This is a genomic window from Pseudomonas syringae (genome assembly GCF_023278085.1).
GTDB classification, from domain to species: domain Bacteria; phylum Pseudomonadota; class Gammaproteobacteria; order Pseudomonadales; family Pseudomonadaceae; genus Aquipseudomonas; species Aquipseudomonas syringae_Q.
In genome coordinates this window covers 1,368,837-1,381,876 of the sequence record NZ_CP066265.1, presented here as the reverse complement: position 1 = coordinate 1,381,876, position 13,040 = coordinate 1,368,837, and the positions used below count along the sequence as shown (strand labels likewise).

At 53.4% G+C, this 13,040-nt stretch carries 9 protein-coding genes; 5 read left to right on the top strand and 4 right to left on the bottom strand.

Going from position 1 to position 13,040, the window contains the following annotated elements:
• Positions 1 to 288 precede the first annotated feature (288 nt).
• From I9H07_RS06240 to I9H07_RS06220, 5 genes are all read left to right on the top strand, one after another.
• A complete protein-coding gene (locus I9H07_RS06240; RefSeq protein WP_024674621.1) occupies positions 289 to 3,201 on the top strand; it encodes a ribonucleoside-diphosphate reductase subunit alpha in 2,913 nt (970 codons plus the stop codon).
• A gap of 439 nt (positions 3,202 to 3,640) precedes the next feature.
• Positions 3,641 to 3,886, top strand: a complete 246-nt coding sequence (locus I9H07_RS06235; protein WP_236425625.1) for a hypothetical protein — start codon at positions 3,641 to 3,643, stop codon at positions 3,884 to 3,886.
• Between the two features lie 445 nt (positions 3,887 to 4,331).
• Positions 4,332 to 4,502 carry a YhfG family protein gene (locus tag I9H07_RS06230; RefSeq protein WP_236425624.1) on the top strand — a complete coding sequence of 57 codons (171 nt, stop codon included), beginning with the start codon at positions 4,332 to 4,334 and terminating at the stop codon, positions 4,500 to 4,502.
• Positions 4,502 to 5,107 carry a putative adenosine monophosphate-protein transferase Fic gene (locus I9H07_RS06225; RefSeq protein ID WP_236425623.1) on the top strand — a complete coding sequence of 202 codons (606 nt, stop codon included), beginning with the start codon at positions 4,502 to 4,504 and terminating at the stop codon, positions 5,105 to 5,107. Before I9H07_RS06230 ends, I9H07_RS06225 begins: the two co-directional genes overlap by 1 nt.
• 636 nt (positions 5,108 to 5,743) lie before the next feature.
• Positions 5,744 to 6,991, top strand: a complete 1,248-nt coding sequence (locus I9H07_RS06220) for a ribonucleotide-diphosphate reductase subunit beta (RefSeq protein WP_058390938.1) — start codon at positions 5,744 to 5,746, stop codon at positions 6,989 to 6,991.
• A gap of 392 nt (positions 6,992 to 7,383) precedes the next feature.
• On the opposite strand, the gene I9H07_RS06215 is transcribed toward I9H07_RS06220, so the two are convergent.
• The 4 genes from I9H07_RS06215 to I9H07_RS06200 form a co-directional block, all read right to left on the bottom strand.
• The gene (locus I9H07_RS06215) at positions 7,384 to 8,313 is read right to left on the bottom strand and encodes a hypothetical protein (RefSeq protein ID WP_236427077.1); all 930 of its coding nucleotides are present in this window, start codon (positions 8,311 to 8,313) and stop codon (positions 7,384 to 7,386) included.
• A gap of 273 nt (positions 8,314 to 8,586) precedes the next feature.
• Positions 8,587 to 9,558 carry a hypothetical protein gene (locus I9H07_RS06210; RefSeq protein WP_236425668.1) on the bottom strand — a complete coding sequence of 324 codons (972 nt, stop codon included), beginning with the start codon at positions 9,556 to 9,558 and terminating at the stop codon, positions 8,587 to 8,589.
• Positions 9,559 to 10,217: 659 nt separating this feature from the next.
• Positions 10,218 to 11,483, bottom strand: coding sequence for an McrC family protein (locus I9H07_RS06205; protein ID WP_236425667.1), 1,266 nt, complete (start codon positions 11,481 to 11,483; stop codon positions 10,218 to 10,220).
• A complete protein-coding gene (locus I9H07_RS06200) occupies positions 11,480 to 13,033 on the bottom strand; it encodes an McrB family protein (RefSeq protein ID WP_236425666.1) in 1,554 nt (517 codons plus the stop codon). The genes I9H07_RS06205 and I9H07_RS06200 overlap by 4 nt, the downstream gene beginning before the upstream one ends.
• Positions 13,034 to 13,040: the final 7 nt, after the last annotated feature.

Sequence of the window (13,040 nt, the reverse complement as noted above, 5' to 3'; positions counted from 1 at the left end):
TCTTGCGTTTGCGGGGTTGAATTCCAAGCCGTTTTCGGTAAGCAGGCCGCTCGCGCACAAGCAGAGCGCGCCGGTACCCGATTTGCAATATCGAACACGCATGCTGCAACAGTTTTTCAAAGGATCGGGCATTGACCCGGTCCTTTTTGGCTTCAAAACCAGGGAGCGGTGACATACCCGCTTCCTCCTCCGGTTTGGAGCCCTTGAGTCGCCCTCTTGCGACTTGCTGCTCGAAACGGAACGGTGGGCAGTAATGCCCGAACAAACTTAAAGAACGTGGAGTCACACATGCAAACAGACACAACTCGCGAGAACTCGCCGACCGGCGCGCCGCAGGCAAGCCAGGCCCAACAGGACCTGTCCGCCACCGCACCTGGTCAATTGCGCGTGATCAAGCGTAACGGCACTGTCGTCCCTTACACGGATGACAAGATCACCGTTGCCATCACCAAGGCGTTTCTTGCAGTTGAGGGCGGCAATGCTGCTGCCTCGTCGCGCATCCACGACACCGTTGCGCGCCTGACCGAACAGGTCAGCGCCACGTTCAAGCGTCGCATGCCTTCGGGCGGCACCATCCACATCGAAGAAATCCAGGATCAGGTCGAACTGGCCCTGATGCGCGCCGGCGAGCAGAAAGTGGCGCGCGACTACGTCATCTACCGTGATTCGCGCGCCAAGGAGCGCGCCGGTCGTGCCACCGACGAGCACGTCCAGGCTCACCCTTCGATCCGCATCACCCTGGCCGACGGCAGCTTTGCGCCGCTGGACATGGGTCGTCTGAACACCATCGTCACCGAAGCGTGTGAAGGCCTGGCTGAAGTCGATGCTGACCTGATCCAGACCGAAACCCTGAAGAACCTGTACGACGGCGTGGCGCTGAAAGACGTCAACACCGCACTGGTCATGACCGCCCGTACGCTGGTCGAGCGCGAGCCGAACTACTCGTTCGTCACCGCCCGCCTGTTGATGGACACCCTGCGTGCCGAAGGCCTGGGTTTCCTCGGTGTCGCCGAAAGCGCCACCCACCACGAAATGGCCGACCTGTACGCCAAGGCGCTGCCTGCCTACGTCGCTACCGGTATCAAGTTCGAACTGCTCAACCCGGTGCTGGCTGAATTCGACCTCGAAAAACTCGGCAAGGCGATCAACCACGAGCGCGACCAGCAGTTCACCTACCTGGGCCTGCAAACCCTGTACGACCGTTACTTCATCCACAAGGATGGCGTACGTTTCGAACTGCCGCAGATCTTCTTCATGCGCGTGGCCATGGGCCTGGCGATCGAAGAGAAAGCCCGTGAAGACCGCGCCATCGAGTTCTACAACCTGCTGTCGTCGTTCGACTACATGTCGTCGACCCCGACGCTGTTCAACGCCGGCACCCTGCGTCCACAGCTGTCCAGCTGCTACCTGACCACCGTGCCGGATGACCTGTCGGGCATCTACCACGCGATCCACGACAACGCCATGCTGTCCAAATTCGCAGGCGGTCTGGGCAACGACTGGACGCCGGTTCGTGCGCTGGGCTCGTACATCAAGGGCACCAACGGCAAATCGCAAGGCGTCGTGCCGTTCCTGAAAGTGGTCAACGACACCGCCGTTGCGGTCAACCAGGGCGGCAAGCGCAAGGGCGCTGTCTGTGCCTACCTGGAAACCTGGCACATGGACATTGAAGAGTTCATCGAGCTGCGCAAGAACACCGGCGATGACCGTCGTCGTACCCACGACATGAACACGGCCAACTGGATCCCTGACCTGTTCATGAAGCGCGTCTTCGATGACGGCCCGTGGACCCTGTTCTCGCCATCCGAAGTGCCGGACCTGCATGACCTGACCGGCAAGGCGTTCCAGGAGCGTTACGAGTACTACGAAGCGCTGACCGAATACCCGGGCAAGGTCAAACTGTTCAAGACTATCCAGGCCAAGGATCTGTGGCGCAAGATGCTCTCGATGCTGTTCGAAACCGGCCACCCGTGGCTGACCTTCAAGGACCCGTGCAACCTGCGCAGCCCGCAGCAGCACGTGGGCGTGGTTCACAGCTCGAACCTGTGCACCGAGATCACCCTGAACACCAACAAGGACGAGATCGCGGTCTGCAACCTGGGCTCGATCAACCTGCCGAACCACATCGTCGACGGCAAGCTGGACACCGACAAGCTCAAGCGCACCGTCGATGTAGCCGTGCGCATGCTCGATAACGTGATCGACATCAACTACTACTCGGTGCCGCAAGCCAAGAACTCCAACCTGCGCCACCGTCCGGTCGGCCTGGGCATCATGGGCTTCCAGGACGCGCTGTACCTGCAACACATCCCGTACGGTTCCGATGCTGCCGTGCAGTTCGCCGACACGTCCATGGAAGCGGTCAGCTACTACGCGATCCAGGCGTCCTGCGACCTGGCCGACGAGCGCGGTGCCTACGAGACGTTCCAGGGTTCGCTGTGGTCCAAGGGCATCCTGCCGCTGGATTCACAACAGATCCTGATCGAGCAGCGTGGCGAGAAATACATCAGCGTCGACCTGAAAGAAACCCTGGACTGGGCGCCGGTACGTGCCCGTGTGCAGAAAGGTATCCGTAACTCGAACATCATGGCCATCGCACCGACCGCCACCATCGCCAACATCACTGGCGTATCGCAGTCGATCGAACCGACCTACCAGAACCTGTACGTGAAATCGAACCTGTCCGGCGAATTCACCGTGATCAACCCGTACCTGGTTCGCGACCTCAAGGCCCGCGACCTGTGGGACTCGGTCATGATCAACGACCTGAAGTACTACGACGGTTCGGTGCAACAGATCGAACGCATCCCGCAGGAGCTCAAAGAGCTTTACGCGACTGCTTTCGAAGTGGACACCAAGTGGATCGTCGACGCGGCAAGCCGTCGTCAGAAGTGGATCGACCAGGCTCAGTCGCTGAACCTGTACATCGCTGGCGCTTCGGGCAAGAAGCTGGACGTGACCTACCGCATGGCCTGGTACCGTGGTCTGAAAACCACTTACTACCTCCGTGCCCTGGCCGCGACCAGCACCGAGAAATCCACCGTCAACACCGGCAAGCTCAACGCCGTATCGAGCGGCGGCCACGGCCCGGACGACTCGGCGATCACCGCCCCGCGCCCGACCGAAGCCGCACCAGCCGGTCCAGCACCGGTGCCAAAGGCATGCGCGATTGACGAGCCAGATTGTGAGGCTTGCCAGTAAAACAGTTATTGCGGTGCCCCTGAGAACGGGGCACTTGCTTAAAACTTAAAGTTGTCCTCAAGCCCGAAAAAATCATCACACAACAGAGTAGATAGACCCCAAAAGACAATCACGAAATGAAATGATTGAAAGATGAATAGGGAAAGCCATGGCCTAACCCAAATGGCTAAAACCAAAAATCTCTCGATATGGATTAAGCACGCTGGAAAATGGTGCTTTTCTGAAGAGTCCGAAGCGGACAAGGTGATGGAGAAGCTAGCGAGCGATTGCGCAAAAGTTGTGGAGACCCAACGCAATCACCCGCTCCGTCCAGAGCCATGCAATACGAATGACCCCAAAGGAAGTGCATTGAGCCAAATACAGACCCTCGCGTCAATGGCTCCCTGCTCGGCGGTCTCCTTTGGTTATGAAATCTTATTTAATCCAAAGGAGCTCCCCCATGGGAACCAACACCAAAACGACATCCGCATCTGTAGCGCATTTAGCCTCTGAGACCCTCCGCTCATCTGGTACCTCGGCCATAGCTAAGAGTCTGGCAGCATCAGTTCTAGCTCAAGCGAGCTCAGGCAAGCAGACGGGCGAGAGAATGGAGCATATCGCAGGCAATGTTCTGCAAAGCGATAAATACAGCCAAACAAGCAAAGCCCTCGCGGCATCGCTTGTTTCACAATCCCCAAAACGCTGAGGACACCATGATGAAAATCAACATGGCACACGTCAAAGAGCGCTCTACCACTGGTACATGGATTAATTTTGCGGTGTTCGACGCGAAAGCTACCAACGGGGACAACGATAGCCTGCTGGCACAGTTGACAGCCGCCGCTCGCCACGCTGGACTACGTGTTGATCAGTCCGCCCTTGCGTACAAGGTAGGTGCTGGTATCCGATTTTTTGGATCTCCCCACCTCGTGAACTATCTATCCGCAGCTGGGCTTCCCCGCTGGACACACAAGCTCGACGCTTAAATTGATTCTCCTCGGCGCACATCGCCGAGGAGGATTTTCCGTCAAGTTGAAGGCAAGAGCTGATAGCGTTCTGACTCATCTTGCGACATCAACAATCAGTCCCCCTCTCCAACAGTCTTCATTTTTTAGCTACACTGACGCCTTCACGAAATCAGAGTCTCAATCATGCCGACGCTCTCAATTCAAGCCAAAAAAGCTCATTTTGCCAAAGTACGGCGATCCAATTACGCAGCCAGCCTGCGCCTGGAAGGTTATGACTGCACGCCGCTTGATGCCGAGCGCCCTCTTCCGACTCGCGAAGAGCTGTTGAAAATCTACCGTAACAAACAGGCCTGATGCTCGATAAATACGGTTCTGACCAAGACCCATACTGCTATCCCGGCACATCGATTTTGAAAAATCGCTTGAACTTGATAAGTGATGGCCTACTGGCAGAGGCGGAGCGCGCACTGTCTGAGGTCGCTTTGAGTCTGATCGAGTTTGCACCACCCCCATACGATCTCCCCTACCTAAAATATCTCCATCGCCTACTGTTCGCCGACCTTTATGACTGGGCGGGAGAGCTACGCACTGTAGACATATCCAAAGGGAACACCCGTTTCTGCACCACAACCCGCATCGAGCCTGAAGCGAAAAAGATATTTGCGCCTCTCGCTGATGCAAACTGGCTTCAAGACCTGGAACGAGAACAGCTTGTAAACGCCAGCGCCGTAGCTTTCGGTGACCTGAATGTCATTCATCCTTTCAGAGAGGGCAATGGCAGAGCCCAGCGAGTCTTGTTCGAACATCTCATCACGAACGCCGGATACGAAATAAGCTGGTGGGCAGTAGGAGCCGAGGAATGGACGCAAGCGAATATCCATGCAGTGGATTGCGAATATGGACCGCTTATAAACGTTTTTGAGCGCTGTATCGGAAAACTTATCTTGTCAGAAATCTGAACCGTTCATCGATTTATGCGTTAAATCCGCAGCCAAACTCAGCGTTGAAGCCGACCGTCAATCCTCTCTCCCATGGCCTGATCACGCCGAGAAGCCCGGCGGCCTTGGCGCTCAAAAATCCTACCGATTACGAGTCGGTGAAAACGCAGCCTCCGTGCGACAAAGTACCCTGTTGCCCAAAACCAGCAGGCACTATATCCTGCGTTTCTAAATGTAAAAAACACTAGATAAGGGATTCAACTGAATTTCTGTGGTGTTTTGGCCCGTTCCAATCCGATGCTGAAACGGGCAAGAAAAAGCGTGAATCTCTCGCCAAAAATTACTTATGGATAACCCCGCGCCGGACAAAATCTGTATAATTCCGCGCTCGCTTCAGGGTACTCAAATGACCATTTGCATATGCAAACCTGGCTCTCCTAAAAGCAATTCAGATTATTCGCTTTGCTCGCCTGTCGGGCGTTGCCACGGCAGCAAACCGAGCGAACGACCGACAACCCTATAGTCGGTCAATCGCAGCATAAGTAATCACGCAATTCCCAAATTCCCGTACCTTCGTCCTCCAGTGACGTCGACACACCACATCTTGAAATCTAATCACGGGCGCCAAGGCGACCCCTAAGCAGGAGCCTCATCACCATGCTGAGCTGGGACGAATTCGATAAGGAAGACGGCGAAGTAGTCGCCAAAGCGACCAACGCCGGTCATGCCAACGAAGCCAACATGGACCGCCTCGACAGCGCCGGTGGCCTGGCTGCGCAGGAAGCCCGCGCCGTTACCGCCAACGACTCCGCTGCCCTGATCCGCGCCAAGAAAGCGCTGGACGCACTGGACGTCGCCGAAGGCCTGGCCGAACTCGAAGGCGCCGCCGCCCGCGTTGCCGTTGATGAAAAAATGATGATCAACTGCCGCGCCGACCTCAACCAGCTCGTGCCTTTCAAGTACGACTGGGCCTGGCAGAAATACCTGGACGGTTGCGCAAACCACTGGATGCCGCAAGAAGTCAACATGACCGCCGACATCGCCCTCTGGAAAGACCCGGAAGGCCTGACCGACGACGAGCGCCGCATCGTCATGCGCAACCTCGGCTTCTTCTCCACTGCCGACTCACTGGTTGCCAACAACCTGGTACTGGCCGTGTACCGCCTGATCACCAACCCGGAGTGCCGCCAGTACATCCTGCGCCAGGCCTTCGAAGAAGCGATCCACACCCACGCCTATCAGTACTGCATCGAATCGCTGGCCATGGATGAAGGCGAGATCTTCAACATGTACCACGAGATCCCGTCGGTCGCCAAAAAGGCAGCCTGGGGCCTGAAATACACCCGCTCGATCTCCGATCCGAAGTTCGAAACCGGCACCGTCGACACCGACAAAGAGTTGCTGCGCAACCTGATCGCCTACTACTGCGTACTGGAAGGCATCTTCTTCTACTGCGGCTTCACCCAGATCCTCTCCATGGGCCGCCGCAACAAAATGACCGGCGTCGCAGAGCAGTTCCAGTACATCCTGCGCGACGAGTCCATGCACCTGAACTTCGGCATCGATGTGATCAACCAGATCAAAATCGAAAACCCGCACCTGTGGGATGCCGAGATGAAAGAAGAAGCCACGCAGATGATCCTGCAAGGCACCCAGCTGGAAATCGAATACGCCCGCGACACCATGCCCCGCGGCGTACTCGGCATGAACGCTGCGATGATGGAGGACTACCTGAAATTCATCGCTAACCGTCGTCTGAGCCAGATTGGGTTGAAGGAAGAGTATCCAGGGACGACCAATCCGTTTCCTTGGATGAGCGAGATCATGGACTTGAAGAAAGAGAAGAATTTCTTTGAGACGCGGGTTATTGAGTATCAGACGGGGGGGGCGTTGAGCTGGGATTGAAATTAAAATAGTGGAGTCGCAATAAAAGCTTAATACATCTTATCAAAATGAAACCACTTCTACGAAAAGGGCTGCCAACTGGCAGCTCTTTTTTTGTTTCTGCGGAAACATGAGACTTCACTTGCTTGATTCCGGAGGCATCTAGTGTCTGACCTTACCTGATTTGTAGGTCAGTGGTGCCTTCCGGTGAGTTTATCGAGCAGAATGCAGCCCCAATAGCAATTTAGGAATCTGCCGGCGGTGTCGATGGGCATATTAAGTGTCGTAAGTGGACGTGTTATTGTCGCCTTTTAAAGAATAAACTCTCGGAACCGGCCGGGAGTTATTCTTTAGGGAAGTGGGCCCTGAAATGAAAGCGAGATGCGAGCACAAACGAGCCATGCTGATTTAGGCTAGGCTAAATGGCTCTTCATCTGAATATACATTTCCTCGATTACATCATCTAGCTCACCGAGAGGTCCCATTTGCCTTCCAACAAAGCCCATCGCTTCCTCAAGCTCTTTTGGGTTGGTAGGCATGAATGAGGCAAATAGTTTGAACGCCATACTAGGGTCCAATTCAAGTACACCTGTGCCTTGCTTATATCTCGGGTAGTTGCGCTCAACGCGACAGCCAAAACCACGATTCGCATCTGCATGGACTGGCGCCATTAATACCCAAGCATCAGAAAGGTCTTTAAGCGAAGACTTATTTACGACATGATCACCATCCAGAGTATAGTCGAATGGTGCAAAAAGTTCTTCACCAGATATATTACTTGCGTCGAAATTGAGATTTTTTTCATGAAGAAGAATTTGCGCCGCAATAAGATTTATTATTTTTTTAACCTCTTGAGGTGTACGTTTTTTGAAGATGACGCCTGCCTTGATTAGGTTAATGGCCGATTTATAGGTTTCTATTGCGCAGTCGTGCAGGTACTCTAGTGAATCTCCTGAACGATTTTGATCGAGCCAAATCTCAAAGGCTTTTCGGTAGCCCTTCCAATTGGCTTTAACCCAGAGAAAGAAAGTTCCTCTATACCAGTTAATGGCGTCGTCATCGCCTAATAATATATAAGCATTTGGCTTCTTTTTATTTGTAAAGCAGATGGGGGTTAGGCTGTGATTATTCTGACACGCCCATTTTTCCAGATTGGAGCGCGTTTCGAACATTACTGGCATTGGTTGGCCTCGACCATTTCCAATACCCTCCCAGATGCTGGAGAGCCAAGTTCTATAACTGATAATAGCGGTCGTGTGGTGGGTCCATACGGCACCATGTTCCGTTAGGGCGACGTGGCGAAAGTACTCCACTAATAAATTATTGATCCCGTATCCTGACATTCGATCGTCCTTTAATTGAGTTCAAATCAGACTTGCGGATATCATTGTGACATCCTCACAGAAACGAGAGAAGGCGTAGGAGTTTCTTCTGGGTGAACTCAGCTTTTCATCACCTTGCATTGGAACCTTCTGATGCAAGCCCTTTAAAAAGACGCTATTACCGTTTGCTTAAGCATCTCAGCTAATTTCGTCTCAAATTTCAGGCGAATCACCTTTTAATAGAGCTGCAAATTATTGAGCAAAAGGCGCGGCCCGAGAGCTTGGCGCGGGCTGTCACCAGTCAGTGAAGTCGAGGACGTTAGCTTCCCGCACCAAATCGAAATGTTCAGTCCGCAGGATTTGCTCCCAAAACGTCTCACGCTGCAATCTAGTACCAGCTCCACTCCATTCGACTACCCGAATTGCTGCCGTTCGGGCATAAGCAGCGAGCACATCGTTGAGGTGAACATCGCCACCTGAATATCCGAATACAATTATTTCCTCTGCCTCATGGCAGCAATCGTGGAGGTAATCCCAGTAGGTTGAAAGGACTTCGGAGGCGCCAATAACCGAACGTTTATGGATGACGTGCGTCAAGACGATATGGTTTGAGATCTCCGCAGAATTCATGGTTAACATGTCCCGCGTCATCTTCCGAGCAGCGCCGCGTCTGTCGTCATAAAAGAGAGGAGACCCATGCAGATGCAGATAATAGCCGAAGTTGTTTCCATATCGACGCTCAAGCGTCTCCGCCCCGAATCCCCCGTCGATCATGCCATCGACCAGATAGCCCCTGTAGCCGCCGTTCATGAAACCGGCATCGATAAGGGCTCCATACAGCAGCCGGTCGTAATTCAAAGTCGCGATATTCGATTTAGTTTCGCGAATGAAATCGAAAAGCGGATCAAGAAAAGTATTGGGTAGTGCTCCGTCGTACAAATGCAGATTGGATGCGACGCGATGTATGTACTTCGCGACAGCTGTAGGAAATTCCTGACCTTCGGCGGACAACCAATGAACGTCTTCGTCGCCAATTTTATTGAGCATGTTGCACGCCGCGACGACGACGTGGAGCGTGTCGAGCTGAGCTTCGCCCTGTGGCGCCTCGCCGCTGTTATCGACACAGCGACCGACCAACGTTTTTTGATCGTCAAGTATATGGCGCGGATGATTCCATACGTCTTCCAGCGCACGTTCCAAAGAGAAGTGCTGTTGGTCCAGGGCCATTCCAAGACCGTTGCCAAACACTAGCGTCTTCCTTGCCATAATTATTCCTTAAGCGAGACATCCCATTCGCCATGATCGTACATCAAAACGCCACCACTAAAAAGCTTAATTGGTAACTGCTGCATTACCAACGAAATCTACTGGGATTAGTGAGTGCCTGCTAGCACGCTACTAGTCGTTAAATCCAGCGGAATAAGAACGTATGGCGAGAAACTATCCTTAGTCGACTTAGGTCTAGAAAGGTCTGCTCCACCGGCATTGCTGTCCTGATAGCAACGTGCATTTTTACACATTGCTACCCTTCCACACGGAGTTGCAAGCTATTGCTTATCTTCCTCAGACGCTGGAAAGCAGACGCCACCTTTCAAGCCCAACGGAGGCGCTAGCTGAGAAGGATCAAGGAAAGCTGAGGAGATGGAGAGAGGGTAATAATCACAGGTCAGGCTACCTAATCGTACAAGCCCGACAATCAATCAAATATGCGCTCAACGTCCGAAGTGATATCGGAATAGATGACAAATTCGCCATTCCGATTGATTGTCTATCGTGCAGCAGTGACCACACATGGAACGCGACACTACCTCTGTCTAGCAGTCTGATAAATATTATCTGAAAATCATCACTTTGAAAAAGCACCGGATTAGAGTCCTTGCATTCATTGATCTCAGCTTTGTATGAACAAAATCTTTAAACGTCTTCTACAGACGTATTTTAAAATTTAAAGCCTGTAATCTACCCACTTGCAAATCAAACGGCACCACCCACAACCTCAACCCCTCCGAAAACTCAAAAACCGGCAACGCTTCCTGAAACGAAGCTCGCTTCGGATAAATCAGCACCAAATCCCCCTCCCCGCCCAAATACTTCTGCCCATACGCAAACAGCTGATAAAAATCAGCCTGACTCAAACCATAATTTTTGCTGCCAAGCCCGCTATCCAGACGCTTCCACTTGGTGTCCAGAACCCAGCTTTTCTCTCCCTGCGTAATCATCAGATCAGGCCGCAGCTGAAAGACCTTTTTGCCATGATGAGTACACAGATACTCACTGCTGCGCTGGGTATGCAGCGTCGCATCTGACGGCAGTGAGTCTTTCAGGCACGCAGCCACGTAGCGTTCAAACAGTTTCTCCATCGGAAACAGCAGGCTCATGCCCTGCCATTCGCCTGCAATCGCCAGTGGCGTTTGCTGTTGGATGATGAGTTCGCACCACGGCTTTACGGGCTGGTAGTGAGCCATGAGACGGTCGTGACGCCACTGTTTAAAATCTTGAGTGGCGTCTCGGCTGCTTGGGATTTCTAGTAGCAACGAGCGCAGTTCGTGGGATAGGCGCCAGTTGCTGGGGTCTTCGGTGGTTTTGCAGACGATATCTAGCGCTGTTTTGAGTAGGCGGTTCTCGGGGCGGTCGGGGAGGAATATGTCGTGGCGGATTTGGAAGTGGTGTTGTCGGCCAGGCGGTTGGCGCATTTGGCGGGCGGTGTTGAGTTGACCGCGCAGATACCGCTGTTCCTCTTCGACTCGTTGGTAGTCGAAGCGAAGGCCGCGTTTGATGAGGTGGTCGAGCGCTTCCAGAAAGCTGCTCATCACCCATTCGGTTAACGGCACATCGAAGCGCTGTAATGCGGTTGTGCCTACCTTACGGGTTGGCAGGTCTAGTGACTTCTGAATCATTCGCTTTAGCAAGGCGCGGCTTTGCTGGATGCAGTCACCTTGTTCGAAATGCTTGGGCAGGATTTCGATACGCGTGCCGCAGGGTGTTTCCAGCGCGCCAACGTAGTTATCGAGTTTAAGCCAACGGCGGCCTTCAACTTGGACCAATGCCGCGCCAGCTTTGCTAAAGCGAGAGCTGAGCTCACAAAGCCAGTCGAAAGCCGAGGGCGACACCTGGGCGACGTCGAGCGTCGGGTTAGCAACGTTCCCGGTTGTCAGTCGAGCGTATTCTCGGACCGTTACAGTGGTTTTCACCCCTGCTGCTCGCTGAGGAATTTAACGATTTTACGTCCGAGGCTTCGTGTGTTCAGTTTGACGCCCGACGCTGAGGTAATAGACAGGCCATGTTTGCTGGCTATCTCTCGTAAATGCGGCTTTGCAGGCTTTACCTGCTGACCTCCGCGATAGACCTCAATACGGCCATCGGTGGCTTGCCGTATGTCTACGCCATCCGTTCTGACGGTCTTTGCTTCTAGCGGAGCACCGACCGTAAGGTTGTGATCAATCACCTCCAGATAAGATTCGATATTCTTGAACGCAGCCGGATTTAGCTCCCACCGCTCATTGTTTTGGCCCACAGTGACAGCATCCCCAAACAACGCACTGAGGTCTTGACTCGGCTGGATCAGAAAACTGTTTTCCGGAGCTTTACGTTGGTCGTTGAGAACCCACTGAATACGCTGCCAATCTTCAAAGAAATACTCTTGAAGCAGCGGCAGGATTTGCTGGCGAAAGATACCTTCCAACCGTTCCAACGTAGGCTCGGCTTTGAGCGGCATGAAATACGCGTGACCCAGGCAATGCTCTCGATCAAGCAGGACCGCTATGCGCTGGTTCATAACGCTGAGCAATTCGTCGATAGCGACGCCATCAACTTCTATTTCGTCAAGCAGCTCTGGATTGGGCGGGACCTCAATGAAGGTGAAGCGACGACGCAGGGCAATGTCCAACGCGGCCAATGATCGGTCAGCGGTGTTCATGGTGCCGATCAGATGGATGTTGCCGGGAATGCTGAAACGCTCTTTCGAGTAAGGCAGCGTGACTTCCAGAGCCTCGTCGGCGCCCGCTCGCTTGGAGGGTTCGATGAGGGTGATGAGTTCACCAAAGATGCGCGAGACGTTGCCTCGGTTGATCTCATCAATGATAAGCACTTTGGCATCGCTGTGCTGAAAGGGGGCAGGCTCAAATAAGCCCTCCTCGTTCTTACCCAGCATGTGTTCAACCATCGACGGCAGGAAGTTCTTGTAGCCGTTCACCAAGAAGGGATCGAGGATAGAACCCGGTACTTTCTTGTCCCAGCGGCCATTGCCCAATTCTTCAATTGTGAAGGTGCCGGCGTCGACATAGGCTGCCAGCGTGTTCAGCAGGCTCATGCCGATTGGAAGGTGTTTACCTTGGGGTTTCTCTATTTCAACCACGTCAGGTGTAGCACGGGTCACTTTGTAGCCTGTGCCATAGCGATCACCCACTTTGAATGCACGATACTTTCCGCTCAGTTCACTTACGACCGACTCACAGAGGCTTTTGAAAACGCCAGAAACCACTTCATAACGGATCTGGCCCTGCTCATCGGTTGTAGCACGAAGCCCTTCGACAAAGTCTTCATAGCTGAAGCTTTGGTGAAAGGTCACAAAGCGCACATCGCCTGCGGCGAGCAGTTCATCGAAACGAGCTTTTAACGCTGATCGGTTACCAGCGTTTTTAGCGAGAAAAGACTGATCAAGGACCTGCAACGTCGCTTCGACTGTGGCGTAGATTTTCCCCGTACCGGGCGGACCGAAGAAAATCTGATTGAGCGAAGGCATTGCCGAA